Raw genomic sequence first — 26,102 nt, 5'->3', positions numbered from 1 at the left:
ACTAGATCTTGAACTGTCGGACCAGTTCCGCCAGCGTACGTGCCTGCTGGGACACATCCGTTCCGGAAGAGGATATCTCCTCACCCTGCTTGGCGGCGTCGGCAGCCGTACTATTGATGGATTCGATATTCTGCTTCATGCCGCTGGCAACAGCGGTCTGCTCCTCGGCGGCGGCGGCAATGCGCACGCTCATATCACTCAAATGCCCGAAAGCCTGAGCGATATTGATCAGCATCTGGTTGGCCTGGGTAATGGCATCCAGGCTTTCATGACTCACTTCGCGACCTTCACCCATCGCGGAAACGGCCTCCTGCGCGCCCGATTGCAACTGGCTGATAATGCCAGAGATTTCCCGCGTGGATTCCTGAGTGCGCGTCGCCAGCGAGCGAACTTCTTCTGCCACCACGGCAAACCCCCGTCCGTGCTCACCGGCCCGCGCTGCCTCAATGGCTGCATTCAGTGCCAGGAGGTTGGTTTGGTCAGCGATTGCCCGAATGACATCCAGCACCTTGCCGATGGTCTGGCTCTGGTTGGAAAGTTCATGGATTTTCTGCTCGGCGCGCAGCAGCACCGAATCGAGTTGTTCGGCACTGTGCGTGCTGACATCTACCTTAGCCAAGCCTTCACTCAGCTTGTCGTTTGCCTCCTGTACCGACGCACTGGCGGTTTCGGCACTACGCGCCACATCTTCTGCCGCTTCAAGCGTTTGGCTCATGCCGGTGACGAGCGCCTCGGTATCCCGTGCCTGTCGGGCTGCGCCCTGTTGGGCACGAGCTGATGAATCGTTCAATCGATCAGCAGAATCACTCAGGGAGCGGGTAGTCATCACAACCTGGGAAACCAGTTTGTGAGCGGTCTCGGCAAAGGTATTGAACGCGCGGCTGACATCGGCAATTTCATCCTTGCCGTTCACCGGCAGTCGACGGGTCAGGTCGCCGTCACCTTCGGCAATATCGCGCATCCGTTCCGCCACCAGACGCAGTGGCGAAGAGATCGTGACCATCGACAGCAAAGCAGAGGCCACGATGACAAGTATCCCCAACAAAACCAGCCCCACCTGCCCAAAGGCAATATTGCTGATGGTCTGATCCATCACCTTCGACTGCCCATGGATGAGTGACTGTTCATGTTTCACGATCTCATTCACGCTGGATTCGACATCTGCAAATGCCGGCGTCAGTTTGGTGCGAACAAGATAGGCATCCATACGCCATTTATCCGACTTGTGAATCGCAAACGCTTTCCCCGCCTGATCAATGAACTGAGGCAACAACTTCAGAAGCTGATCAACCGCATCCTGCTGCTCGAACGTCAGCAGATTGCCGTAATTGGTATTGATTTCTTGTGTGCGCTTGAGCACTTCGGCGGTGTAAAGATTGAAGTTTTTCTCCAGTGCGGGGCTGCGAAACGCCATGAAACCGCGCAAACCCGCCAGAACATCACCCCACTCGCCGCGCAGACGCGCCAGTTCGAGCACCAACGCCCGGCGTGGAAGCACGCCCGCATCCGCATCTGCCTCAGCCGAAATCAAGGTGCCCATCAATCCGGAAATTTGAATCGATAGAGGATTGACGTTCTGATTTGCATAATCCATACCGGGCATATTCAGTTTATCGTCGGCAGATATCTTCATTACCTCGTTGGCATCGGTAACAAAGGTTTTCAGACCGGCATCCAGACCATCCAGAGATTCGTCGGAATGTTGCTTTAACGCGGCTTGCTCCTGACTAATACCCGAAATGGCTTCATCAAATCGTTTCTTGTCTGCAGGACTTTTGCTCTGCAAATACAGACCGACGGAAGCCATCGCCCGCTCAAGCTGGACACGAATACCATCCGCCGCGAAGGCCGCAGGCTGCCGCTGGGCAATAACCTCTTTCGTCATGCCTTGAATACGGTTCATGTTGAAATAAGTCAGAATGGCCATCGAGCACATCAGCACCAGAATAAGTCCGTAACTGAACAGATTTTTTTGTGCGATTGAAAAACGTGAAATCCAGCGGTTCATTGATGAAGTTTCCCCTAGTTCTATTTATAGGAATGCGATGGTGTTGAGCATATCGGCAGCAGGCGGTATTACTTGAGTGAACGTGTGCTGTCGCGCCAACTACCACCAGAATTCCGGGTAAACCCGCTTGGGCACCAGATTGTTAAAAACCAATGCGATGAACAACAAGATCAGCGGCGCAAGGATGCCAGGAAAAAGCACGAACCAGTAGCCCATGGCATGTATCTGCTGGCTACCGATAACCGCGACCAAGGCGGTGGCCCCGCCGGGCGGATGCAGGGTTCGAGTGGCGTGCATCACGGCAATGGACAGCCCCACGGCCAAGGCCGGAGTCAAGACCGAAGCGATAAAAGGCTGAATGCCGGACAGGATACCCGGATCACCCGTTTCGCGGACAAGAAGCAGATGAAGGCTCACGCCGATCAGTGCCGACAACGCATGACCGCCAATCAGGTTACGCGGCTGCGCCAACGGGCTTCGGATGGCACCAAACAGCAACACAGCCGATGCGCCGATCGAACCGATAATCAGGATCCGATCCAGCCCGGTAAATGCCAGTGCGCACACCCCGACGGCCATCAAGCCCAGCACACCACCCAAACCAGACCAGAAAACCTCAGCCCAACTTACTCTCGGCGGCGAACCATGACCACGACCCCGCCATTTTCGCCAGAACTTAACCCAACCAACAGGTTGCGCCGTTTCATCCGTCTCACGGCTCACAGCCATTCCTCCCAGTGGAACCGCTCAAGAAAATCCCGGCGCATCACCACGCCCACCAAATGATTCTGCGCATCAACCACAGGCAGGCGCTTTTCTTCCACTTGATGAAATGCACGGGCGATATCGGCGAACGTACCCTGCTCCGGCAATGTGACGGCTGGCTGCGTCATAATCTCCCGCACCAATGTCCGCTCGCAGTAATCGATGAAGCGTTGGTCGTGTGCCATCAGGCGAAAAATCAGGGAGAAGAACGTATCGGCGCCGTAGCCCTGGAGAAAATTCCATTCGCTGACATCCCCCAGCACCAAGCCGTTCTCATCAACAACCGGCAGCGTATGCGCATGCATCAAGGCCATTTGCTCTGCCGCTTCGGTAAGCGTTTGATCGGGCTTTAAAGCCGAGAAATCCCGGCGCATCAAGTGCGGCACATCCATGCAGCAGAATAAACGCCGAATCGCATGTTCGTGCGCCAATTCGAAGATTTCGCGAAAGTCGTCCGTAGTGATGTCAATGTAACCGGACATGGCGCGCATCGCGGCCTGAATATCTTCATCAGGCAACCGGTTGGGCGTCCGTTCAGTCATGGCGATCCCCCTGTGCAAAAAAGAGCATCATAACCTGTCAAGAAACCGCAACCGTCTCCGGCAAGCAAACATCACACAACCGTTGAGTGCATGCTTTGCATCAAAAAGACGACAAAGGCCGCCACTGCGAGCAGCAACAGGCCAACCCAAAGCCACTCATTGATCGTGCCTTTGCGGCTCTCCCGAATCATCTGCCCCGCACGCGGCCACAGAAAAACCAGCATCGCGACGATAAAAACGGCAGATAAGATCTTGATCCAATCCATTCCAGAACCTCCTGCTCAGTTCATAACCTGATTAAACAACAAAAAAGCCCCGACTAGCGGAGCTTTATCCAGGGTTAATCCGAGACAGGCTCAGTCCCGGCTAGCACCCAGAATATTCAGCAAACTGACGAAGATGTTGAAGATGCTGAGATACAAACTCACCGTCATCATCAGGTAGTTGTCCTCACCGGAGTTCACCATGCGACTGGTGTCGAACAAGATAAATCCACTCATCAACAGGATGACCGCGCCGGAAAGCGCCATGGACAATGCCGGCAAATGGAAAAACAAGTTCCCGAGCATGGCTAGCAGCACCACGATCATGCCGACCATCAAAAAGCCACCCATGAACGAAAAATCACGGCGAGAGATAAGCGCATACGCAGACAGCGCCAGAAAAATCGCACCGGTGCCGCCCAAAGCCGTCATAACGATCTGGTCACCGCCTTCAAGGTGCAGGTAATAATTGATGGTTGGCCCCAGGCCCAACCCCATCAGGCCGGTGATGGCGAATACGGTCACCAGACCCGCGCCGGAGCGTGCCGTGCGGGGCAGGACAAACCAGATCAATGCCATCGAACCGAACATCGCAATGAGCGAAATCATCGGCGGCAGGTTCATCCACATGGATACGCCGGCCATGACGGCACTGAACACCAAGGTCATCGATAACATCAGGTAGGTGTTGCGAATCAGCTGGTTGGTCGCCAGCAAGGATTCTCGACGCGGACTTACGGTTGAATTTTGCAGGCTCATGGCTCGCTCCTATCATGGAATAAACACGGTTCTATTGACACTTTATCATAGCGCCAAGTTCAATGTTACCAACGCTGGAACCTCCGGATTGGGCTAAGATATCCGCTGTTTAAAACTGGGTAAGACCGACGTGCCAAACACCGCCCGAATCCCTCGTTCAATCCTGATCACCGGTTGCTCATCCGGCATCGGCCAGTGCGTTGCTCGTGGCTTGGCTGATCGGGGGCATCGCGTCGTCGCCTCGGTACGGCAGAAAAAAGATCTCGATACCTGGCCCCATGCCGATATTCCGGTTGTGCTGCTGGACCTTACGGATGATCAATCCATCGAATCTGGCCTGAATGCAGCGCTTGCGCATACCGATGGGTCATTCGATGCGTTATTCAACAACGGTGCGTTCGGCTTGCCGGGCGCTGTTGAAGATTTGTCGCGTGAGGCATTGCGCGCTCAATTCGAGACCAATCTCTTCGGCTGGCAGGTGCTCACGAACCGGGTAATCCCACTGATGCGTGCTCAGGGCTTCGGCCGAATCATCCAGAACAGCTCGGTACTTGGTATTGCGGCACTGCCGTTTCGTGGCGCTTATGTTGCCAGCAAGTTCGCGCTGGAAGGCTTAAGCGACACGCTCCGGATGGAACTCAATGGCACGGGCATTGATGTGTCTCTGATTGAGCCGGGTCCGATCGCTTCGCGCTTTCGCGCCAACGCCCAGGCCGTATTCCTCCGATACATTCCAATCGAGTCTTCCATTCATGCCGATGCCTATCGCAAGCAGCTTGAACGACTCAACAAGCCGGGGCCAGCCGCTCCATTCACGCTCCCCCCCGAGGCCGTTCTCGATCGCGTCATTCACGCACTCGAATCGCGCCGGCCCAAGGCGCGTTATCCGGTCACCGTACCTACGTACCTGTTCTCCGTACTGCGCCGTCTTCTGCCCTCGCGCTGGATGGACCGCGTATTACTCGCGGCCTCGGGCGGAGGACGACGCTGATGCTCGAACTGTTCGATCTGCAAAACGCACACTGGGCTGCCCTTTATGTCTTGGTCGAATGGCTGGTGCGCTTGTTTGCCCTGATCGTCGTCCCCATGAGGCGTCCACCCGTCACGGCGACCGCATGGCTACTGCTGATCTTCTTCCAGCCGCTCATCGGCGGGATTATCTATCTGTTTGTCGGTCGCCCGCGCGTTTCGTCCGCTCGGCAGCAAAAGATCGACGACCTTGAAAAAGCCTTGGCGCCGAACCTGAATCATCTGCAGAAACAACAAAGCCTCCACCATCGCACGACCCTGCCGGATCAGTGGCGTCCAATCGCACAATTGGCGCGACACTGGCGGATATTTCCCGAGTTTGGCGGCAATGCGGTCGCTGTGATCGAGCAACTCCCCGAACTGGTCCGGCAACTGGTCGCCGACATCGACAACGCTAATCATTCGGTGCATCTTCTTTTTTATATTGCCGCACGAGATGACTTAACGGAGCCTGTATTTACTGCCATGCTCCGGGCAGTGAAGCGTGGGGTAGAAGTGCGACTGCTGGTGGATGACTACGGCAGCAAGAAATTCATGGCCCCTTTGCTGGCACTGGAGGCCGAGGGCATCCGTGTGGCACGCGCCTTTCCACGAAGCAAACTTCCCCGTCAGTCCGCTCGCTTCGATTTGCGCAATCACCGCAAGTTGGTGGTTATCGATGGGCTGATCGGTTATGCCGGCTCCATGAATCTGATCCGCCCGGATTTCAAACCGAATATCATCTACGAAGACATTATGCTGCGCTTGCGTGGCCCCATCGCGCTGGAATTGCAAACCATCTTCGCGGGTGACTGGTATATCGAACGCAACGCCATGCTCACCGGCGTTCAGTATTTTCCGACCCCCGAGGCGGCTGGTGATGAAATTTGCCTCGGGCTGCCGAGCGGCCCGGAATATCCTGACCCGGTTCAGCAGCAACTCCTGCTTTCACTGATACACGTCAGCACCGAATCGATCCGGCTCGTCACCCCTTATTTCGTTCCGGATGACGCGATGTTGCTTGCGCTGAAAACAGCGGCACAGCGCGGCGTAGAGGTGGAGCTAATTCTGTCGGAGCGGCTCGATCAGCGTCTGGTTCAGTGGGCGCAGGAATCTTATTATGCCGAGCTACTGGATGAAGGCATCATTATCCGGCGTTATCCCCGTTATTTCCTGCATACCAAATTCGCGCTGTTTGATGATCGAATCTCATTGATTGGCAGCGCCAATCTGGATGTGCGCTCGTCCCTCATCAATGCCGAACTCGGTCTGCTGTTTTATGCACCGCAAACTGCACAAACGCTCAACCGACTTCTGGCGCGTTATCGTGACTCCGCCCGCATTCTGAGCATCGAAGCCTGGGCACTGCGCAGCCGACGCGAGGTCATCATCCAGAATCTGGCCCGCCTGACCACGCCCCTGCTCTAATCGCATTTACCAGCACTTCATACAAAAAAACGGGGCCGAAGCCCCGTTGTTCCTTGATCGAATCAAACGCGCGCAATCAACGCAATGCAATTTTCTCGTAGGCATCCAACGCTTTGTTCAAACGGTTCTTTCCGCGGATCCGCTCGGCGAGTTCCTGCCCCTGCTTGATCTGATCTGGGTTCATTTTCGGCAGCAATTCCTTCATGGCAGTAACGGCGGCGGCATTACCCTTCTCCACCAGTGGACGAAGCAGCCCATAGGCCGCGACCATATCCGGCTTGCTCATACCCGTGCCGTCCGAATACATCCTGCTCAACGTGTATTGGGCTGTGGCATAACCCTGGTTTGCTGCAGCACGAAACCATTTGATGGCCAGCGTGTAATCTTGGGGCACCCCAGTGCCATTCATGTACATCGCAGCCAGATTGCTTTGTGCCCGGTCATAGCCACGCTCGGCGGCGAGGCGGAACCACTTGGCCGCCACCGTGTAATCCTGCTTCACGCCTTCGCCGTTGTAATACATGGTGCCCAGGGCCAGTTGTCCGGGAGCAAACCCCTGGTCAGCCGCGCGCTGATACCAGGACAAGCCCTTGACCATATCTTTCGGCACGCCTTGACCCACACAGTACATATGACCCAGAACGTATTGCGCGAAAATATCCCCACGCTCTGCCTTCGGCATCCAGCGGTTGAGGCTATTACCTGCATACAAATCTTCGGTTTTCGCTTCTGGTATAGGCACCGCTGAATGCTTTGCGGTTGGCTTTTCAGAAGCCTGCGCCCACAAAGGGGTGACAAGCATCGTGCCGACAACCCCCCACTTAACCCATTTTGCCCATTGCATTGGAATCACCCTAAAAATCCTGCGGTTTACGATCAATCAAATACGCTCGGTCGATTGTTCTTGATTGCTAGTTTGACCGCAAATTCAACAACTCTCAAGCAACAAATACAAAAAGACCAACATCTTTAAGTAACTTCAATAACAATATGATAATTATCTTATTTACCACTTGATAAACACAAGAATAATCTGAAAAAGAGGTAAGCAATGGCGCACGCGGCAACACACTGTCAAACATCATTCGATTGAGCGCCGCAAATCACAACGCCCAAATGACAAACCGGAAGACAAAACTGCTCGACCGGCGTTGCCCGAGATCACAACCCCGCTGGCGAGATTTAGTGGTTACTCTACAATGCCCGACATGAGCTTCATCCCCGAATCCTTTATTGACGATGTCCTGGCCCGCACGGATCTGGTCGAGCTGATTCACGCCCAGGTGCCGCTCAAGAAAAAAGGCAAGGAATACGCGGCCTGCTGCCCGTTCCATCAGGAAAAAACGCCTTCTTTTTACGTCAATCCGGATAAGCAGTTTTATCACTGCTTCGGCTGCGGTGCGCACGGCAACGCCGTTAGTTTTCTGATGGATTATGAACATCGGGATTTTCGCGGCGCAATCGAGGAACTGGCGACACGTGCGGGCATGACGCTGCCTGTCAGCGAAGTGGATCACAAGGCGCTGGAAGAACAGGCCGCCATGCTCGACAGCATGAGTTTCGCCAACGCCCACTTCAAGCGCCAACTCCGCGCGCATCAAGAAGCGATCGACTACCTCAAGCAACGCGGCGTTAATGGCACGACGGCGGCCTTGTTCGATCTGGGTTTCGCGCCCAATGGCAACCTTTTGCTGGGCCATTGCGAATCACCGCCGAAAATGCGTGATGAGCTACTGGAACTCGGTCTGATCGTGCAGAAAGACGATGGCGAACAGTACGACCGATTCCGGCGGCGCATCATGTTTCCGATCCGGGACAAACGCGGTCAAATCATCGGTTTCGGTGGCCGTATCCTCGGTCCGGGCGAACCCAAGTATCTCAACTCACCCGAATCGAGACTGTTCCACAAAGGCCAGAACCTGTACGGCCTGTATGAAGCCAGGCTCGACGACGCCCGACCGGCTCGCGTCATCATCGTGGAAGGCTACATGGACGTGGTGATGTTGGCGCAACACGGCGTGCGCAACGTGGTCGCCACCATGGGCACCGCGACAACCGACGAGCAGACGCAAAGTCTTTATCGTTTCAGCCCCAGCCTCGTGTTCTGTTTCGATGGCGATGCCGCCGGTCGCAGAGCCGCGACCAAGGCTCTGCACGCCGCACTACCCCACCTCACCGATGGTCGAGATCTACGCTTCCTGTTTCTTCCCGATGGCGAGGACCCGGATAGTTTCATTCAAGCCAAGGGAAAATCGGCTTTTATTGAGCAGATCGAGCACCACAGTCTGTCGTTCGACAATTTCATCCTGCAACTGCTCGATCAAATGGAACCGGGGCAGGACACGGCAGCCATGGCGAAAAAATCCAAGCTCGGCAATGACTGGATTCGCACCCTGCCCGATGGCGCCCTCAAGCGCATAACCCAGCGCCGCATCAACGAACATACCGGCGTGTGGCGCGCAGCTTACAAAAAAAACACAGGCCCCACCGAACCGACCTTACCGCGCAACAAGCCGCAAAGTTATGCCAAACAGACCCTGATTCTCTCGATCGTGCTCAAACACCCCGATCTGTTGCAGCGGGTTCTTGAACCGCAGGCCTGGTTCAATTCTAGGGTTCCAGAAGGGTTTCAGTTATTAGCCACTCAGCCGCGGGCTCGATGGGCACAATCAGCTTCCGAGCTATGGGGAGCGGAAGAAACGAAGACCGCTCTGGCTATCGAATTTCAGGGCATCGAAAGAGCCGAAACGGCACAAAATATCCTGGAAGACACCCTGATCCAACTGCACCGCAGCGAATCGGATTCTGCCAGCAAACAGGCGTCGCGACAGGCACTTGCCCGCTTTATGGCGGAACAGGAAAAAAATCCTAAATCTTAGGAAACCTCTGATTGAATTAGCAAACATCGGCCATAAACACTTACCTATCCAATGAATCCGGAGAAACTGCGGCATTTTTTTTCAGAGCCGCTATAATCAACGGTTCGAAAATTTATGCCAACTAGGTGAATGCCGCACATGTACGAAGACCAGCAGGCCAGCATCAAATCACTCATCGCTCGCGGCCGGGAACAGGGCTACCTGACCTACGCGGAAATCAGCGACCATTTGCCCGAAGCCCTTGTCGATGCCGACCAGATCGAAGACATCATTGGCATGATTCAGGAAATGGGCATTTCCGTTTCCGAAGTCGCACCCGATGGCGATGACCTCGGCCTCGCCGACGAATCCCGCGCTGCCAGTGACGAAGATGCCACCGAAGAAGCAGTTGCCGTCCTTGCCTCGCAAGTCGATGCCGAATTCGGCCGCACCACTGATCCCGTGCGTATGTACATGCGCGAGATGGGTACGGTCGATCTGCTCAATCGCCAGGGCGAAATTGAAATCGCCAAACGCATAGAAGAAGGCCTGATCGACGTCACGCGTGCGCTGGCCTTTTATCCACCGACCATCGAAACCCTGCTAGAGCACTACGCCCGGATCGAAGCCGGCGACTTGCGGATGCAGGATGTCATCGTCGGCATTATCGAACCTGAAGTTGAAATCCCCGAAGATGCCGAAGAAAAACCGTTGGACGTCGCCGAAGGGAAAGCAAGCAACACAGACGACGAGGACGAGGATGAAGAAGACGATACCGAAGAAGAAGCGGTCGTCGACAACACGCTCGACCCTGAGCTTGTCCGAACCCACTTGATGGAAATCAAGCGCTTGGCCGAAAATCTCGACGAGCGCTCACCGGAATACCTTGCCAGCTTGGCCGACCAATTGGTTCAGCTCAAACTCAACCCGGCATTCAATGAAAAGCTGCTTGAACAGATTCGTCAGGCCATTGCTCGGATTCGACTGCTCGAAAAGCAGATCATGCATCAAGCCGTGGACAAAGGCGGCCTCAAGCGCGAAACGTTCATTGAAGCATTCCGCAGCAACGAATCGGATATCGGCTGGGTTAAAGTGGCCACAAAGGGCAAGCCCACTGCGAAATTCAGCCAAGTACAGCCGGAAATCGAACGTCTGCAAAAACGCCTGAACACCGTCGCCCGCGACAGCAAATTGACTGTGGCGCAAACGCGTGAAGTCCATCGTCTTATCACCTTGGGCGAAGCCAAGGCGCGGCGCGCGAAGAAGGAAATGATCGAAGCCAACCTGCGGCTCGTGATTTCCATCGCCAAAAAATACACCAACCGTGGCCTGCAATTTCTGGATTTGATTCAGGAAGGCAACATCGGTCTGATGAAAGCGGTCGACAAATTCGAATACCGCCGCGGCTACAAGTTCTCGACCTACGCCACGTGGTGGATTCGCCAGGCCATTACCCGTTCGATTGCCGACCAAGCGCGCACCATCCGTATTCCGGTGCACATGATCGAAACCATCAACAAGCTGAACCGTATTAGCCGTCAGATGTTGCAGGAAATGGGACGGGAAGCCACGCCGGAAGAACTGGCCGAGCGGATGGACCTGCCGGAAGACAAGATCCGCAAGGTGCTCAAAATCGCCAAGGAACCGATTTCCATGGAAACGCCGATCGGCGAAGATGACGATTCCAACCTGGGGGATTTCATCGAAGATCAGAGCGCGATTTCCCCGATGGACTCGGCAACAAACGCTAGCCTGTCCGAGATTGTGCGTGAGATTCTGGCATCCCTTACCCCGCGTGAGGCAAAGGTCTTGATGATGCGTTTCGGTATCGGTATGAACACCGACCACACGCTGGAAGAAGTCGGCAAGCAATTCGATGTCACCCGTGAACGCATCCGCCAAATAGAGGCCAAGGCACTGCGCAAACTGCGTCACCCGTCACGTTCCGAGCGGCTGCGTAGCTTCATCGAAATGAATATCGACTGACCTATAGGAAATCTCTGCACGCATCCATGGATGCGTGCAGAAACGCACAAGCCGGCACACGCCCGTCTTGTGCTCAGTATTTCAATGACTTACGTCATTGAGCGGCAGGGCTTCCACCCCCTGCACGGGAAGGTCTGCATTTTTGCAGACTTCCCTAACGGAATGTCACGCGGCATCTGCCGCACCGAACAAGGGCCTATAGCTCAGTTGGTTAGAGCAGTCGACTCATAATCGATTGGTCGCAGGTTCAAGTCCTGCTGGGCCCACCAAATTCAGACAAACGAAAATACGAAAAACACACCAATTATCAATTGGTTGTGTTTTTTATTTTGATTCACACTCCCATATCGCGGCCAAGGCTTGCTCCCGATTTTCCTTGCTGTTGTTGGAAAAGTACAAATTCAGTACAGTGCGGCAACAGATCATGGAGTAAAAGGGCCTATATGGAAGGCCGTTATTAGGAAGACAGGGTTTCCCACCGCATCAAAAACATTTCGAACCAAACGAGATGCTGAGGACTGGGCACGACGTACCGAGGATGAAATGGTTCGCGGTGTTTATATACAACGAGCCCCCTCCGAACGAATGACCGTAGCAGACGCTATCAAGCGCTACTTAACGGAAGTGCCCCCCACCAAACGCCCGGCATCGGCTGCCTGTGACGCCCGACACTCAAAACCACTGACTCAACGTCTGGGCAAATACTCCCTTGCCGCCCTGACGCCCGAAATCATTGCCAAGTACCGAGACGAACGCCTAGCGGGTTTGGACCGGAAAGATGCAAAAGGCAGGCCCGATCCCAGGCCACGCTCTCCAAACACAGTACGCCTCGACCTAGCGTTGCTTGGGCACATGTTCAATACCGAGATCAAGGAGTGGGGCATTGGGTTGCTACACAACCCCGTACAAAGCATCCGTCGCCCCGCCCCACCGCCTGGTCGCGAACGCCGCCTAACACCAAAAGAAGAGCAACAGCTTCTGGATGCCGTTGCTGCGCACTCCAACCCGATGCTGAGTTGGATCGTACGGATTGCCTTGGAAACTGGCATGCGATCATCTGAAATAACGACTCTGCGTTGAAGCCAAGTAGATCTGGGAAGACGGATAATACGACTATTGGAAACCAAGAATACCCAACCACGCACCGTCCCCTTGAACAGAAGAGCAACAGAAACTATCGCGGAGGCACTGAAGCATCCTGTTCGTCCAGCTGATACTGACCTAGTGTTTTTTGGAGAGCCTGGCCAAGATGGAGTGAGGCGGCCATATAACTTCAACAAAGTCTGGCTGGAGATCAAAGAGTCAATCGACCTGAAAGACTTCCGTTTCCATGACCTGCGCCACGAAGCCGTCAGCCGATTCGTCGAGGCCGGACTGAGTGATCAAGAAGTGGCCGCGATCAGTGGACATCGTTCGATGCAGATGCTCAAGCGCTATACGCACCTCAGAGCAGAAGACTTGGTTACCAAGTTGGACAAGAGCTCAGCATGACCTGTCTCGCTTGCGCTGAAATTGTCTTGCCCAATGATCAGGACAGCACGTGAGGCTACGCGTGATAGGCACACTCGTGCGCTGAATCTGTCTTAGAGCAAGGCGTGTAGTTGCCTTATGGTTAAGTCAGACATTGTTTTCCCGTTCTAAGCGAACAACGGAATTTATTTGCCTTTTGCAGCTGGGTGATACTATACACTTGTACCCTTCGGGAAGTAGCAAATGCTACCATTCCCACCTGCCCGACGAGGTGAATACATGAGCACAACAGCAGACATTACCGACAACGGCCCCTCAAAAGTCGAGCGATTCCGCCCGAGCCGCACTAGGCAAAGCGGCCCAACCAGAGTTACAGACGTGGTTGAACTTTACGTTCCGCATGCCCACGGAGCGGAGCTTGTGCGTTTCATCCACCAAGGCCTTGATCTACGCATCGTCAAAGATGCCAGTGCTTCGATCAACGTACCGCAGACCGTGTTCCTGCACTGGTCCGGCATTAAGCCGCACAATCTCAAGCGTCGCGCCAAATCCGGCACCCTGAGTGCAGCAGAAGGCGAGAGCGCCTTGCGGGTGATGCGCGTGTACGAGGCGGCCGTGAACCTGTTCGAGGGTGACACCGACGCGGCCAAGAGCTGGCTTGAAACCCCGGCCCCAGCGCTGGGCGGCACGAAGCCTGGCGATCTACTCCATTCCGAAACCGGCGCGGTGGAGGTTATGGACCTGATCACCCGCATCGAGTACGGCGTCTATTCATGAAGGTCTACCGCATCATCAAGACCAAATATGTGAATGATGCGTGGCTAGGCAAAGGTGCGGCCATCGCCGGCGGCCGGTGGAACAGCAAAGACGTAGCCATGGTCTACGCCTCGGACAGCTTGGCGCTGGCCCAGCTCGAGATTCTGGTGCACCTGCAGGATTCGCCGCACCTGACGGACTTCTCGTACTTCGTCGTGGATATCCCTGAATCGGACCTACGGCGACTGGAACCGCAAGACCTGCCAAATGACTGGGATTCGGAGCCTAGTGGCATGGAAACGCGCCATATCGGTGACGAATGGGTGCAAAGCGAAAGCTCTATCGGCCTAATCGTACCCAGCGCCACCAGCCCCGAGTCCTACAACGTGCTTCTCAACCCCGGCATGGATCGCTTCAAGGAGCTGGTGCTCGACACCCAACCAACGTCCTTCGCCTTCGACAAACGCCTGAACCGCTGACCAGCGGGCACAAAATACCATCCTCACTAGTACGGGCACGGAATCGATCCGATCTTGCGCTGAAATTGTCTTGCCCGATGACGGGGGTGTCCCGAATTTTGTGTAAACGGGGTTTGGGTTAAAGTCGGCGCGCTCAAAACCCAAGTGCAACATTTTATGGGGATAATGTTGCATGGGAAAAATCTACAAACAGTTGAGTATTGAAGAGCGGTCGCAGGTTCAAGTCCTGCTGGGCCCACCAAACAAAACCCCCGAACTGATAGAACCAGGTCGGGGGTTTTTATTTAGCCAGAGCAGATAGGATCAGTGCTCGTAACCTTCTTCCTTGGGGTTGTAGATCACCCGATACAGGGTGAAGTTGCTGGAGACAAATCCACCGCCACCGACGAAGGTCAGCACGCCTTGTCCTTTGTAACGGTATTCCAGTCGTGCACGATCGCTACCAAAATAGAAGGGAATCCAGATCTTTCCCGTCATATACGATTTTTGATCCGTCGGCTCACCGATTAAATCAGTAACCTGTTTCGACGACATACCCAGTTTCAACTTGGCAAATGGACTGTGGCGCGGTGGGTTGCCGTAAATACCGCGCTTTGACTCCGCCTCAGTAGCCTCTGTATGGCTTCCTTGTGCTGCGGGTTTGTCCTTGGCGGTTGATGAGATAGCTGGGGCTGCCTCTTGCGGTTTCACGCCAGCGCTTTTCTGCTCCTGATCCGTTTGACTTCCTTCGGTCAGATGCGCGACCTGAGCACAGCCGCTCAAGGCTATGACGCAAGCCATCGCCGTCAACAAACGCACATTCATTTTCATCATCTCCACTCCTTGGTTTTCTCACTGCTCTAAAAAGATAGGTTGGCAATTATATTGCAAGCGACCAAAAAAAACCGCACAGCAAACCCAACTTTGCTGCGCGGTCGATGACATCACTTCACCCGTCCTGTTCCGGAGACAACAGAACCTGCCGGATGAATGACGGCCTTTTACCTGTTCCTATGGCTAAAAACCCAGCTGAAAATCAAGGCTCCGGTTTCTGCACTTCAACATCAATTCAAAGCCAAAACTCGCACTCGGATTTGCCTCGGTGCCCCAATGAGGAGTTGCGCGCACTCTTTGTGTGCTGCGTCCCACGTTGGCAGCTTTGGCCCAACCCATCACGAATCGAAACATTAGTCTGCCTGTTGACGCAGGAATGAAGGGATATCGATCACGTCCATATTAATGGCGGTATTCCCACGCACCTGGGCCACGGCGTGACGCATTGGCGCTGATTGCGATTCCTGCTCCGAAACAGCCGCGCGCGGACTTTCGTTATGCACGACGACACGAGGTTTGCGCTCTTCTGCGATCACGGTATTGCGGACTAAACCCGTCGCAACCAGGGTGACACGGAGTGAGCCTTCCAGGCTTTCATCAATGGCGGTGCCCACTTTAACCAGCGCCTCGTCACCGGCCAGCGCCTGAACCAGTTCGCCGATTTCCATGAATTCACCGATCGAGAGGTCGCCGTTTGAGGATACATTCACCAGAATGCCATCGGCACCGGTGAGGTTGATGTCGTCAAGCAGCGGGCTGTGGATGGCGGCTTCAGCGGCTTCTGCAGCGCGGTTATCGCCGTGACCGATGCCGGTACCCATCATGGCGGTCCCTTTTTCGGTCATGATCGCGCGTACGTCGGCGAAGTCGAGGTTGATTTCGCCCGGACGGGTAATCAGTTCGGAAATGCCGGATACGGCGGTGAAGAGCACTTCGTTGGCTGAGGCGAAGGCATCTTTCAACGACGCGCTCTTGCCCATGACGGCGGTGAGTTTGTCGTTGGGAATCACGATCAGTGAATCAACCTGCTTCTCGAGTTCGGCAATGCCTTCGAGCGCAGTCTTGGTGCGTTTCTTCCCTTCGAAGCTGAACGGACGAGTCACGACGGCGACGGTCAGGATATTCATATCTTTAGCGATCTGCGCAATGACGGGTGCCGCACCGGTACCGGTGCCACCGCCCATGCCGGTCGTGATGAACAGCATGTTCGCGTCTTTGATGGCTTCCTGAATCTGCTCGCGATCTTCCAGCGCAGCCTGACGGCCGAGCTCAGGATCGGCACCGGCACCCAGGCCCTTGGTGATGTTGCTGCCGATTTGCAGCTGGGAATGTGCCTGACTCTTGCGCAGAGCTTGGGAGTCGGTGTTCGCGCAGATGTAATCGATGCCTTCCAGCTCTTTGGTCAGCATGTGGGCTACTGCGTTGCCGCCGCCGCCGCCAACGCCGATCACTTTGATTTTTGCGCCTTCGTGCTGAACTTCTACCATATTCCAAGTCATGATGTCGTCTCCTTCAATAACAAACAAAATTCAATGGGTGTGGGCCATTGAGGTGATAAAAACAGATTAAAAATGCTCTTTGAACCAGCGTTTAAGCCGATCAAGCGGGGGTTCAGCCTGCACGCCGACGGGCGCAGGGATTCCGCCCTGGGCTTCCAGTCTTCGTCCGTGCAGGATCAAGCCGACGCCGGTCGCGTTGGCTGGATTCTTTAATGCATCGTGGTTGCCACTGATGCCTTGCGGCAAACCGAGGCGGGTGGGCATTTGCAGAAAATCTTCGCAAAGCTCCACTAGGCCGGGCATCGCGGCGGTTCCGCCGGTGAGCACCACGCCTGCATTGATCATTTCGTGATATCCGGAGCGTCGAATGGCTTCCTGGATATATCCCAAGATTTCTTCCACGCGGGGGCGGCAAATGCGCATCATGGTGTCGCGCGAAATCCGTCGGGGCTGACGACCGCTCACACCGGGCACTTCGATTTCTTCGTCCTGTGCCCGATCGTCGAGCGGGTGCAGGCTGGCGAATTTACGTTTGATTTCTTCTGCTTGCGCCGGTGGTGTGGTCAGGCCATAAGCCAGATCATTGGTGATCTGCTCGCCGGCAATCGGCAACACGGTGGTGTAGCGCAACGCGCCCCGGGTATAGATGGCGATATCAGTGGTACCACCACCGATATCGATCAGCGCGACGCCCAGCTCTTTTTCATCGTCATTGAGCACCGCTGTGGCCGCCGCAATCGGATCGAGCACAGTGCCCGTGACCGCCAGACCGCAGCGTTCCACACACTTGACGATGTTCTGCACGTTGTTGGTGGCCGTTGTCACGATGTGCACGTCGGCTTCGAGTCGATGCCCTGTCATGCCCTGCGGCTTGCGGATGCCGTCCTGTCCGTCGATCCGAAATTCTTGCGGTTCGCTGTACAGAATCTGCTGCCCGTCCGGGATCTTGACGGCCTTGGCCGACTGTACGACCTGATGGATATCCGCCGCGGTAATCTCACGGCCGGCGGTTCCCGTCATGCCTTTCGAATCCATGCTGATGACATGATCTCCGGCCACACCGACCCAGACCGAGCCAATCTCGCAATTGGACATGGCGCCAGCGGCATCGATCGCGCGCTGAATCGCGAAGGATGTCGACTCGATATCCACAACCGAACCGCGCCGCAACCCCTTGTTGGTCGGCGACTGCCCGAACCCGATCAGGCTCAGGTTGCCGTCGGCGTCATACTCCCCCACAAGCGCGGCGACCTTACTGGTGCCCACGTCCAGGCCGACCACCAAATCCCGTTCCCCTTTTCGTACTGCAATTGCCATGTGCTTATCTCGACTTCCAGGTTATTGGCATCATTTCTTTTTCTTCGGTGCAGCGGGCGGATTTCGCCACTGCACTGCAAAACCGTTCGTGTAGCGCAGATCGATCACTGCGATCTGATCGAGCTTGCCCACCAGCGTTTTCTGGTACACGTCCAGCAGACGCTGCAATCGCGATTCGATCTGTTCTGTACCGAGACGGATTTTCGTACCGCCCTGCACCATCACATCCAGCGAACCACGTGAGTTCTCGATCAATCCGGTCATCTCCAGACCTTCGGCGGCTAATGCGGGCTTGAGCGACAAATAACGCTCCCACACCGCCCACTGTCTTCCATCGGGCCCACTCAGGTTTGGCAATGCCTCGGTATTTGCCAGACCCCGCGACATGCCGTTGGGTTGGAACACAGAACCATCGGAATCCAGCAACTGATCGCCCTGCCAACGCGCGATCGGATGATGAATCGCGATCTGTACCACCAACGTATCCGGCCAGACCCGGCGCACGTCGGCGCGCGTCAGCCAGGTGTTTTTCAGCAACTGCGCCTGCACGGCGTTGAGATCGACCTGCCATATGTCCTGACCAATGACGGCACTCAAATCCCGTCGAACCCAATCCGCACTCGCCTCGGGTGTCGCTCCCTGAACGACGACATGCGCTACCGGCACCTGAAGCTTTTGCCAGAATGCCCAACCCGCAAGACCCAGCATGCCCAGCAAAGCAAAGGTAATGGCCCAGTTGAACAGCACCGTCAGCAGGCGTATCGCCATTTGTGCAAACGCATCCCACTGCTCGCGCAGTGAAGGCGACTTCGGCCTGGCTTGAACGGGACGTGATGCAGCGGCCATCGTCAATCGTGTTCCCGACCATTGGCGGAGCCCTCTGTTGATTTCGACTCGTCAGGCAGCGTCTGCGCCAAAATACCCAGACACAATTCCTCGATCTCGATCCCGACCGCGCGGGCGGCCATCGGCACCAACGAGTGATCGGTCATGCCCGGCACGGTGTTGACTTCGATCAACCAATTCTGACCGTGCTCGTCACGCATGAAATCGACCCGCCCCCAACCCGATCCTCCGATCTGTTCGAACGCTTTGAGCGCGATTGCCTGCATGGCGGATTCTTCCTCGGCACTCAACCCGCTCGGAATGGTGTATTCGGTATCGTTTGCCAGATACTTGGCGTCGAAATCATAAAAATCGTGCGGCGTGGAGAGTCGAATCACGGGTAATGCGCGGCCACCCAGCAGTGAAACGGTGTATTCGCCGCCACGGATGTAGCGCTCCATCATCACCTGTCCATAACGTGCTGCTTCGCGGAAAGCGGCCGCCAACTGATCCGGTTGATCAACCTTGGCGACACCGACGCTCGACCCCTCTGCCACCGGTTTGACCATCACCGGCAAACCAAGAGAATCCAATGCGCGATGGGCTTCTATCTCGGTAGCCACGACCGCCCAAGGCGGTGTTGGCAAACCTTCGCCACGCCAGATCCGCTTGCAGGCGAGCTTGTCCATCCCGATGGCGGAACCGCCCATCGAAGTCCCCGTGTAGGGAATACCCAGCAACTCAAGAACAGCCTGAATCTGACCGTCTTCGCCACCGCGGCCATGCAGGATGATGAACGCACGGTCGAAGGGCTTGGCTTGGTGCGCAGCCAACAACTCGGGCAGAAAATCGCGCCGGACATCCATAGCCGTCACATCGATGCCTGCACGTTGCAGCGCGCCCAGAACGGTTTCACCGCTTTTGAGCGAAATAACTCGTTCGGACGACCAACCGCCCAACAGCAACAACACGCGGCCAAATACGGCGGGATCACGCATGGCTTTGCTCTCCATAACGGTTCAGCAGTAAGGCAGGCAGGCTGCCGACATTGCCCGCGCCCAACGTGAGAACGAGCATCGGCTGATCCAATTCATTTTCAGGAATGATGTCCGGCAGCACCGCTGCCGCCTCGTCTGCGCCTACGACAAACACCGGATCAACCTGGCCCCGGTTGCGAATCGCGCGGGCAAGACTTCGGCCATCGGCACCGGCAATCGGCGCTTCGCCCGCGGCATACACATCCAGCAAAATGAGGTGATCGACCGTGGACAACACACGAACGAAATCCTCGAATAAATCGCGGGTCCGGCTAAAGCGGTGCGGTTGGAAAATCACGACCAAACGAACATCGGGCCAAGCCGCACGCACGGCTTGAAGCGTGGCTTCCACTTCACGCGGATGGTGGCCGTAATCGTCGATCAGAGGCAGCTTCTTGCCTTTGATCGCCAACGCTCCGCGACGCTCAAGTCGGCGACCGACACCCTGAAAACTGGTCAGCGCCTGTTGAATGGCGGCCACCGGCACACCCAGATCCTGCGCAACGGTAATTGCCGCCAGCGCATTGAGCACGTTATGGCGCCCCGGCATGGCCAAACGGCAGTCGAATTGAGTCTGGTTCGGCAGATTGACCACGAAACGGCTGCCGAAACCATCCGAGTACACGTCGGTTGCACGCACGTCGGCGGGCTGATCGATACCGTAGGTCAGCACCTGTCGGCCAACCCGCGCGGTGATTCCCGCGGCAACCGGATCATCGGCGCAGAGCACCGCCAATCCGTAGAACGGCAGGTTATGCAGAAATTCGATGAAGTGATCGACCAATCGTTCGAAATTGCCGTCATAGGTTTCAAGATGGTCGGCATCGATGTTGGTCACGATGGCGACGTGCGGCTGCAAATGCAGGAACGAAGCATCGGACTCGTCCGCCTCGGCCACCAGATATTCGCCCCGCCCAAGCCGTGCATTGGACGAACTGGACAACAGCTTGCCGCCGATCACGTAGGTCGGATCCCAACCTGCTTCGGCCAGAATCGCCGCCAACAATGAAGTCGTCGTGGTTTTACCGTGCGTACCGGCCACGGCAAGACCGATACGGAAGCGCATCAGTTCGGCCAGCATTTCTGCGCGGCGTACGATCGGCAGGCGTTTGGCCTGAGCTGCGGCCAGTTCGGGGTTATCGGCCTTCACAGCGGTAGAAATCACGATGACATCCGCATCGCAGACATGCGCGGCCGCATGGCCGATCTGTACCGGAATGCCGAGTTGGCGCAAGCGGATCACGGCAGCGGATTCCGCCACATCCGATCCTGTCACGGTGAATCCCAAGGTTTTCATCACCTCGGCGATACCGCTCATCCCCGCTCCGCCGATACCGACGAAATGCAGGTGCCGTACCTGCCGCATACGGATATCGGCAACGGGGCGATGGGTGCCCCCGACTGAATTGATCATGGCGGGATTAATCATGTGGCCGCCTTATGCTGTTTTTTCATGGTTTCAATACAGATACGCACCATGGTTTCTGTTGCCTTGGGCAACGCCCGCTCGCGTGCGGCCAGTGCCATCTCCCGCAGCCGATCCGGGTCGCTCAACACGGGGACAAGTGAATCGACCAACCGCTCCACAGTCATATCCCGCTGCTGCATCAAGAGCGCCGCGCCGGACTGAACGAGGGGTTCTGCGTTGTGAGTCTGGTGGTCATCGACGGCATGGGGGAACGGCACGAACAACGCGCCGATGCCTGCGACGCTGATCTCGGCCACAGTCAGGGCACCCGCACGCGCAATCACAAAATCGGCCCAGGCATAGGCTTGCGCCATGTCGTCAATAAACGGCACGACGCGGTAATCACTACCGTCCGCCCATTTGCATTGTTTGTAATTGGTCTGGGTGGATTCGATGTTTTTGATCCCCGTCTGATGCCAGACTGAAATCGGCAACTGCGGGCTAACCCGGGACAGTGCGGATGGCACCGTGTCGTTCAGTGCTTTCGCACCCAGACTTCCGCCGAGTACCAGAACGCGAACCGGGCCACGATGACCGATCTGCCGCTGCACCACACCGGGCATACCCACGATGTCCGCGCGCACCGGATTGCCGACAACCGTGAATGCCTGTGGCACGCGAGGAAACGCGTTCAGATAGGCGGCAAGCGTCTGGTTGGCAATTCGGGCCAGCACACGATTAGTCAAACCGGCGATTGCATTTTGTTCGTGAATCACCAACGGGAGACCCAACCAACGCGCAGCCAATCCGCCGGGCCCGGAGGCGTAGCCGCCCAATCCCAGAACAAGGGCGGGCTTGTTGCGGGCAAAATATTTTCTGGCGGCAAATACAGCGCGAATGAGTCGCAGGGGCGTCAACAGGCGTGTCAGCAGGTTTTTGCCCCGCAGGCCGCCAATGGTGAGCCAGTCGATCGGGAAGCCGGCTTCCGGCACGAGTCGGGCCTCAATACCCGCGGTCGTGCCGAGCCAACGAATGGCATAGCCTTTTTCGGCAAGGCCACGAGCCACGGCCAAAGCGGGGATGACATGCCCACCCGTACCACCGGCCATCACATAAACAAGAGGTTTTTCCTGACTGGTCATGACAACACCTCCTTTGTCCGTATCGATGCATCCTGCTGTCGCTTCGTCATCTGCGCTTCACGCAGCTCGGCCACCATGGCCGCCTCGTGGTGCACCCGCATCAAAAACCCCAGCGAAATCAGTGCCACGATCATGGCCGAACCGCCATAACTCATCAGCGGCAAGGTGAGCCCCTTGGTTGGCAGCACGCCCATATTCACACCCATGTTGATCAGCGCCTGCATCCCGATCCACACGCTGATGCCCCAGGCCAACGCCGCACCGGCAATCTGATTTTCCTTCCACGCCATATTGGCAATCACAAACCCGCGCCAGACGATGAGACCGTACAGCCCGATCAGGGCAATCACCCCGATCAACCCCAGTTCTTCCGCCAATACGGCAAAAATAAAATCGGTGTGTGCTTCAGGCAGGTAGGATAATTTTTGGATGCTCTCACCCAGACCGCGTCCCCAAACGCCGCCCGTACCGATGGCAATCAAAGCATTGGCCAGTTGATAACCGTGCCCAAAGGGATCAGCGAACGGGTTGGAAAACGACAGCAACCGCTCGATTCGGTATTGCTCAGAAAGCACAACAAAGACACCGAGCACGCCCATCACCAGTGTCGAGCCCACCATCATCTGCCACTGTGCACGCGCCAACCACGCCATCGCGAACAACGTGGCAGCGAGCACTGCGGTTGTTCCGAAGTCCGGTTGCAACAACAACAACAAGCTTGCAGCGAAGATAACGACGCCCGGCCCCAACATCCCGGTGATTCGATTTTGCAGCTTGATGGTGTGAGTGGCGATGTAGCCAGCCATCCAGATGATGAGCCCCAAGCGGGCAAATTCAGAGACCTGAATATTGACCGGTCCCAGCGGAATCCAACGATTCGCCCCATTCACGGAGTGGCCAATCCCCGGCAATAGCACGACCAACAGCAATAGCAATGAAGCGATCAGAATCCACAGTTTGTATTCGACCCACAGCGCAATCGGCTGCCGCAACACCAGCCACACAGTGATGGAGGCGCCAATGACCACGGCGATCGTCTGCCGAATCACAAAAAAGAACGGATTGCCAAAGCGCTCGCCCAACTCCATGGAGGCGGAAGTCACCATGACAAGCCCCCACGCCAGCAGTGCCAGCACGGCAACCATCAAGATCGGATCAAGCCGAATGCTCTCGTTGCGCACTTTTTCCACATCTTGTGCCGATGCCGTCAACCAGGGCAGCAGTTTTTGCACGGTACGGTTCATGAGGTGAACTCCGTACCATTTGTCTTTTTGGCGGAAAGTGACGCTACCGCGGCGGCGAATTGATTGCCGCGATCCACATAGCTCACGAACATGTCGAGACTGGCGCAAGCGGGTGCCAACAACACCGTAGATTGTGGTGGCGCGATATCTGCTGCCGCCTGAACCGCTTCGATCATCGAATGCACGCGACGAACGGGCCATGTAGCACCCGGTTCATTCTGCAGCGCTTCGGCGATAACCGCCTGATCCTGTCCCATAAGAATCAAGCCGGCACAACGCCCGACCAGCGATTCGGCCAAGGGGGCGAAGTCCTGTCCTTTACCCTGACCGCCGGCAATCAAAACCAATGGTGCAGGCATTCCGAGAATGGCCGCAACAGCCGCGCCCACATTGGTGGCCTTGGAATCGTCAATGAAGCGCACACCATTGATCACGCCCACGCTTTGAGCCCGGTGCGGCAAACCGGTGAATTGACGCAGGACGTTCAGCAAGCGATCGTCGTTCAAAGCAACATCCGGCACAACGGCTTGTATTAACGCCAGAGCCGCCAACACATTCATCTGATTGTGCCGCCCGGTCAAACCCAATGCTTGAACAGGTAGAATCGAAAGTGCGGTTGCATTTGCCTGAGCCTGTATCAGCCATGATTCACCTGCGATCGTCATCAGGCCAAAATCACTCGGTTGCGTTGGCATGGCCGTACCGAACCAGATCACATCGCCCGAGGCCCGTTCCGCCATCGCGGCCACCATAGGATCGTCCCGGTTCAACACCGCGCGACGCGCCTGATGCAACGCGGTTTCCTTGATCGCAGCGTAGTGCGCCAGCGTACCGTGGCGATCGAGGTGATCCTGACTGATATTCAGCACCGTTGCGGCTCGCGGCATCTGTGCGGGCGCCAAGCCGCTGAAATCGGTCGATTCGAGCTGAAAGCTGGACACTTCAAGCACCAGCACATCGGCATCGGTAGTCAGCAAATCCAGTGCGGGGGTACCGAAATTTCCGCCCACTACGGCAGACACGCCTGCCGCATTCAGCAATTCGCCAACGAGCGCCGTCACCGTGCTCTTGCCGTTCGAGCCGGTAATCAAAACGACGGGCACATCGCTCGCATGCAGAGCCAGATCGATATCGCCTCGCACGGGAATTTGCTTCACTCGTGCCGACATGATCAAGGGCAAATCCAGCGCGATACCGGGGCTGACGATGAGCTCCGCCACGTTATCCAGCAGCGACTCGTGCAAGGCGCCCATGGTGATGGAAATGTCTGGATACTGCGCAACCCACTCGGCACGCAATACAGCGTCATCGCGAGTATCGGCAGCAGCAAACGGCAGGCCGAGACGCGACAAATGCCGCGCCACGGATAGCCCGCTTTTACCCATACCCAGAATGAGGCTGTGTTTTTCCATCAGCGCACCTTCAACGTCGCCAAGCCGATCAGCACCAGAATCACGGTGATAATCCAGAACCGCACAATGACCTTTGGCTCAGGCCAACCTTTGAGTTCGAAGTGATGATGAATCGGCGCCATGCGGAAAATCCGCTTGCCGGTGAGCTTGAATGAGGCGACCTGCAGCATCACCGATACGGTTTCCAGCACGAAGATCCCGCCCATGATGAACAGCACGATTTCCTGGCGCACCATCACCGCGACCACGCCTAAAGCCGCGCCGAGTGCCAACGCACCGATGTCGCCCATGAACACTTGCGCCGGGTAACTGTTGAACCACAAAAAACCAAGCCCCGCGCCGACGATTGCCGCGCAGAACACGGCCAGTTCGCCCGCGCCGGGCACGAAGGGAATGCCCAGATAAACCGCGAATTTGACATTGCCCGTGACATAGGCGAACACCGAAAGCCCACCGGCCACCAACACGGTCGGCATAATGGCCAGACCATCGAGGCCATCGGTAAGGTTGACGGCATTGGAACTACCCACGATGACAAAGTACGTCAGCAGGATGTAGCCAAAACCCAGCGGGATCAGCACATCCTTGAATAACGGGATGATCAATCCGGTTTCTTGTGGTGTTTTTGCCATGTTGAATAGCACCACAGCGACGATCAGCGCGATCACCGACTGCCAAAAATATTTGTAGCGGGAAGCCAGCCCCTTGCTGTTGCGCTTGGAGAGTTTGAGGTAGTCGTCCACTCCCCCGATCAACCCGAAGCCGAAGGTAGTCAATAAGGCAATCCAGACATAACGATTGGTCAGATCGCCCCAGAGCAATACCGCCACACCAATGGCAACGAGAATGAGCGCCCCGCCCATCGTCGGCGTGCCCGCCTTGGACAGATGCGATTGCGGGCCGTCGCTGCGGATGGGCTGACCGGCTTTGATCGATTGCAACCAGCGAATCATCGGTGGGCCAATCCACAGGGCGACAATCAGGGCGGTTAGCACGCCGAGCATGGTGCGCAACGTAAGATAATGAAACACACCAAACGGGCTATAGAATTTCGCTAACCAATCGAACAGAATCAATAACATG

24 protein-coding genes and 1 tRNA gene are annotated in these 26,102 nt (G+C 56.1%); 9 read left to right on the top strand and 16 right to left on the bottom strand.

What is annotated here, in order from left to right:
• Position 1 precedes the first annotated feature (1 nt).
• The 5 genes from HNEAP_RS02340 to HNEAP_RS02320 form a co-directional block, all read right to left on the bottom strand.
• Positions 2-2,008 (bottom strand): methyl-accepting chemotaxis protein, encoded by a 2,007-nt coding sequence (locus tag HNEAP_RS02340; RefSeq protein ID WP_012823362.1) that lies wholly within the window; start codon positions 2,006-2,008, stop codon positions 2-4.
• A gap of 99 nt (positions 2,009-2,107) precedes the next feature.
• Complete coding sequence (locus tag HNEAP_RS02335) at positions 2,108-2,737, bottom strand: HPP family protein (RefSeq protein ID WP_041600334.1); 630 nt, start codon at positions 2,735-2,737, stop codon at positions 2,108-2,110.
• On the bottom strand, positions 2,728-3,315 hold the full coding sequence (locus HNEAP_RS02330) for a CBS domain-containing protein (protein ID WP_012823360.1): 588 nt from the start codon (positions 3,313-3,315) through the stop codon (positions 2,728-2,730). Before HNEAP_RS02330 ends, HNEAP_RS02335 begins: the two co-directional genes overlap by 10 nt.
• Positions 3,316-3,386: 71 nt before the next feature.
• Positions 3,387-3,581, bottom strand: a complete 195-nt coding sequence (locus HNEAP_RS02325; protein WP_012823359.1) for a hypothetical protein — start codon at positions 3,579-3,581, stop codon at positions 3,387-3,389.
• Positions 3,582-3,671: 90 nt separating this feature from the next.
• Positions 3,672-4,337: a Bax inhibitor-1/YccA family protein gene (locus HNEAP_RS02320; protein WP_012823358.1), complete on the bottom strand. Its 666-nt coding sequence runs from the start codon at positions 4,335-4,337 to the stop codon at positions 3,672-3,674.
• 130 nt (positions 4,338-4,467) lie between these two features.
• On the opposite strand from HNEAP_RS02320, the gene HNEAP_RS02315 reads away from it, so the two are divergent.
• Positions 4,468-5,328: an SDR family NAD(P)-dependent oxidoreductase gene (locus tag HNEAP_RS02315; protein WP_012823357.1), complete on the top strand. Its 861-nt coding sequence runs from the start codon at positions 4,468-4,470 to the stop codon at positions 5,326-5,328.
• Positions 5,328-6,773 carry a cardiolipin synthase gene (gene cls, locus HNEAP_RS02310; RefSeq protein ID WP_012823356.1) on the top strand — a complete coding sequence of 482 codons (1,446 nt, stop codon included), beginning with the start codon at positions 5,328-5,330 and terminating at the stop codon, positions 6,771-6,773. The genes HNEAP_RS02315 and cls overlap by 1 nt, the downstream gene beginning before the upstream one ends.
• 76 nt (positions 6,774-6,849) lie before the next feature.
• Here cls and HNEAP_RS02305 read toward each other — a convergent pair whose 3' ends face one another.
• Positions 6,850-7,617: a tetratricopeptide repeat protein gene (locus HNEAP_RS02305; protein WP_012823355.1), complete on the bottom strand. Its 768-nt coding sequence runs from the start codon at positions 7,615-7,617 to the stop codon at positions 6,850-6,852.
• Between the two features lie 364 nt (positions 7,618-7,981).
• On the opposite strand from HNEAP_RS02305, the gene dnaG reads away from it, so the two are divergent.
• The 7 genes from dnaG (at position 7,982) to HNEAP_RS02275 (ending at position 14,322) form a co-directional block, all read left to right on the top strand.
• Positions 7,982-9,652: a DNA primase gene (gene dnaG / locus HNEAP_RS02300; RefSeq protein ID WP_166636018.1), complete on the top strand. Its 1,671-nt coding sequence runs from the start codon at positions 7,982-7,984 to the stop codon at positions 9,650-9,652.
• A 138-nt stretch (positions 9,653-9,790) separates the two neighbouring features.
• Positions 9,791-11,617: an RNA polymerase sigma factor RpoD gene (rpoD, locus tag HNEAP_RS02295; RefSeq protein WP_012823353.1), complete on the top strand. Its 1,827-nt coding sequence runs from the start codon at positions 9,791-9,793 to the stop codon at positions 11,615-11,617.
• Positions 11,618-11,809: 192 nt separating this feature from the next.
• Positions 11,810-11,886, top strand: a tRNA-Ile gene (locus HNEAP_RS02290).
• A 316-nt stretch (positions 11,887-12,202) separates the two neighbouring features.
• Positions 12,203-12,697, top strand: a complete 495-nt coding sequence (locus tag HNEAP_RS12850; RefSeq protein WP_208107216.1) for a site-specific integrase — start codon at positions 12,203-12,205, stop codon at positions 12,695-12,697.
• 12 nt (positions 12,698-12,709) lie between these two features.
• Positions 12,710-13,108 (top strand): site-specific integrase, encoded by a 399-nt coding sequence (locus HNEAP_RS12845; protein ID WP_272866932.1) that lies wholly within the window; start codon positions 12,710-12,712, stop codon positions 13,106-13,108.
• A gap of 222 nt (positions 13,109-13,330) precedes the next feature.
• The gene (gene parS, locus HNEAP_RS12130; RefSeq protein ID WP_081441086.1) at positions 13,331-13,864 is read left to right on the top strand and encodes a type II RES/Xre toxin-antitoxin system antitoxin; all 534 of its coding nucleotides are present in this window, start codon (positions 13,331-13,333) and stop codon (positions 13,862-13,864) included.
• Positions 13,861-14,322, top strand: coding sequence for an RES family NAD+ phosphorylase (locus HNEAP_RS02275; protein WP_012823351.1), 462 nt, complete (start codon positions 13,861-13,863; stop codon positions 14,320-14,322). Before parS ends, HNEAP_RS02275 begins: the two co-directional genes overlap by 4 nt.
• Positions 14,323-14,625: 303 nt before the next feature.
• On the opposite strand, the gene HNEAP_RS02270 is transcribed toward HNEAP_RS02275, so the two are convergent.
• From HNEAP_RS02270 to mraY, 10 genes are all read right to left on the bottom strand, one after another.
• Positions 14,626-15,135 (bottom strand): hypothetical protein, encoded by a 510-nt coding sequence (locus HNEAP_RS02270; protein WP_012823350.1) that lies wholly within the window; start codon positions 15,133-15,135, stop codon positions 14,626-14,628.
• 353 nt (positions 15,136-15,488) lie between these two features.
• Complete coding sequence (ftsZ, locus tag HNEAP_RS02265) at positions 15,489-16,634, bottom strand: cell division protein FtsZ (RefSeq protein WP_012823348.1); 1,146 nt, start codon at positions 16,632-16,634, stop codon at positions 15,489-15,491.
• Between the two features lie 66 nt (positions 16,635-16,700).
• On the bottom strand, positions 16,701-17,945 hold the full coding sequence (gene ftsA / locus HNEAP_RS02260; protein ID WP_419185604.1) for a cell division protein FtsA: 1,245 nt from the start codon (positions 17,943-17,945) through the stop codon (positions 16,701-16,703).
• Between the two features lie 36 nt (positions 17,946-17,981).
• On the bottom strand, positions 17,982-18,797 hold the full coding sequence (locus HNEAP_RS02255; RefSeq protein ID WP_012823346.1) for a cell division protein FtsQ/DivIB: 816 nt from the start codon (positions 18,795-18,797) through the stop codon (positions 17,982-17,984).
• A gap of 2 nt (positions 18,798-18,799) precedes the next feature.
• Positions 18,800-19,774, bottom strand: coding sequence for a D-alanine--D-alanine ligase (locus HNEAP_RS02250; RefSeq protein WP_012823345.1), 975 nt, complete (start codon positions 19,772-19,774; stop codon positions 18,800-18,802).
• The gene (gene murC / locus HNEAP_RS02245) at positions 19,767-21,242 is read right to left on the bottom strand and encodes a UDP-N-acetylmuramate--L-alanine ligase (protein WP_012823344.1); all 1,476 of its coding nucleotides are present in this window, start codon (positions 21,240-21,242) and stop codon (positions 19,767-19,769) included. The genes HNEAP_RS02250 and murC overlap by 8 nt, the downstream gene beginning before the upstream one ends.
• Positions 21,239-22,363, bottom strand: coding sequence for an undecaprenyldiphospho-muramoylpentapeptide beta-N-acetylglucosaminyltransferase (murG, locus tag HNEAP_RS02240; protein WP_012823343.1), 1,125 nt, complete (start codon positions 22,361-22,363; stop codon positions 21,239-21,241). The genes murC and murG overlap by 4 nt, the downstream gene beginning before the upstream one ends.
• Positions 22,360-23,607, bottom strand: coding sequence for a putative lipid II flippase FtsW (ftsW, locus tag HNEAP_RS02235; RefSeq protein ID WP_012823342.1), 1,248 nt, complete (start codon positions 23,605-23,607; stop codon positions 22,360-22,362). Before ftsW ends, murG begins: the two co-directional genes overlap by 4 nt.
• On the bottom strand, positions 23,604-25,019 hold the full coding sequence (murD, locus tag HNEAP_RS02230; protein ID WP_012823341.1) for a UDP-N-acetylmuramoyl-L-alanine--D-glutamate ligase: 1,416 nt from the start codon (positions 25,017-25,019) through the stop codon (positions 23,604-23,606). Before murD ends, ftsW begins: the two co-directional genes overlap by 4 nt.
• Entirely contained in the window at positions 25,019-26,101 is a 1,083-nt protein-coding gene (gene mraY / locus HNEAP_RS02225) for a phospho-N-acetylmuramoyl-pentapeptide-transferase (protein ID WP_012823340.1), read from the bottom strand. Before mraY ends, murD begins: the two co-directional genes overlap by 1 nt.
• Position 26,102 lies beyond the last annotated feature (1 nt).

It is taken from the genome of Halothiobacillus neapolitanus c2 (assembly GCF_000024765.1).
Lineage (GTDB): Bacteria > Pseudomonadota > Gammaproteobacteria > Halothiobacillales > Halothiobacillaceae > Halothiobacillus > Halothiobacillus neapolitanus.
The sequence above is the reverse complement of the archived record's forward strand: the minus strand, read 5'-3'. Positions and strand labels throughout refer to the sequence as shown.

Bases quoted from the DNA above. Each gene is read 5' to 3' on its own strand.
- mraY (WP_012823340.1), bottom strand. From the start codon at position 26,101: ATGTTATTGATTCTGTTCGATTGGTTAGCGAAATTCTATAGCCCGTTT.
- HNEAP_RS02330 (WP_012823360.1), bottom strand. From the start codon at position 3,315: ATGACTGAACGGACGCCCAACCGGTTGCCTGATGAAGATATTCAGGCC.
- HNEAP_RS02305 (WP_012823355.1), bottom strand. From the start codon at position 7,617: ATGCAATGGGCAAAATGGGTTAAGTGGGGGGTTGTCGGCACGATGCTT.
- HNEAP_RS02320 (WP_012823358.1), bottom strand. From the start codon at position 4,337: ATGAGCCTGCAAAATTCAACCGTAAGTCCGCGTCGAGAATCCTTGCTG.
- HNEAP_RS12850 (WP_208107216.1), top strand. From the start codon at position 12,203: ATGACCGTAGCAGACGCTATCAAGCGCTACTTAACGGAAGTGCCCCCC.
- HNEAP_RS02250 (WP_012823345.1), bottom strand. From the start codon at position 19,774: ATGCGTGATCCCGCCGTATTTGGCCGCGTGTTGTTGCTGTTGGGCGGT.
- HNEAP_RS02270 (WP_012823350.1), bottom strand. From the start codon at position 15,135: ATGATGAAAATGAATGTGCGTTTGTTGACGGCGATGGCTTGCGTCATA.
- murC (WP_012823344.1), bottom strand. From the start codon at position 21,242: ATGATTAATCCCGCCATGATCAATTCAGTCGGGGGCACCCATCGCCCC.
- HNEAP_RS02255 (WP_012823346.1), bottom strand. From the start codon at position 18,797: ATGGCCGCTGCATCACGTCCCGTTCAAGCCAGGCCGAAGTCGCCTTCA.
- ftsZ (WP_012823348.1), bottom strand. From the start codon at position 16,634: ATGACTTGGAATATGGTAGAAGTTCAGCACGAAGGCGCAAAAATCAAA.
- rpoD (WP_012823353.1), top strand. From the start codon at position 9,791: ATGTACGAAGACCAGCAGGCCAGCATCAAATCACTCATCGCTCGCGGC.
- HNEAP_RS02275 (WP_012823351.1), top strand. From the start codon at position 13,861: ATGAAGGTCTACCGCATCATCAAGACCAAATATGTGAATGATGCGTGG.
- dnaG (WP_166636018.1), top strand. From the start codon at position 7,982: ATGAGCTTCATCCCCGAATCCTTTATTGACGATGTCCTGGCCCGCACG.
- cls (WP_012823356.1), top strand. From the start codon at position 5,328: ATGCTCGAACTGTTCGATCTGCAAAACGCACACTGGGCTGCCCTTTAT.
- HNEAP_RS02325 (WP_012823359.1), bottom strand. From the start codon at position 3,581: ATGGATTGGATCAAGATCTTATCTGCCGTTTTTATCGTCGCGATGCTG.
- HNEAP_RS02335 (WP_041600334.1), bottom strand. From the start codon at position 2,737: ATGGCTGTGAGCCGTGAGACGGATGAAACGGCGCAACCTGTTGGTTGG.
- parS (WP_081441086.1), top strand. From the start codon at position 13,331: ATGCTACCATTCCCACCTGCCCGACGAGGTGAATACATGAGCACAACA.
- murD (WP_012823341.1), bottom strand. From the start codon at position 25,019: ATGGAAAAACACAGCCTCATTCTGGGTATGGGTAAAAGCGGGCTATCC.
- ftsW (WP_012823342.1), bottom strand. From the start codon at position 23,607: ATGAACCGTACCGTGCAAAAACTGCTGCCCTGGTTGACGGCATCGGCA.
- murG (WP_012823343.1), bottom strand. From the start codon at position 22,363: ATGACCAGTCAGGAAAAACCTCTTGTTTATGTGATGGCCGGTGGTACG.
- HNEAP_RS02340 (WP_012823362.1), bottom strand. From the start codon at position 2,008: ATGAACCGCTGGATTTCACGTTTTTCAATCGCACAAAAAAATCTGTTC.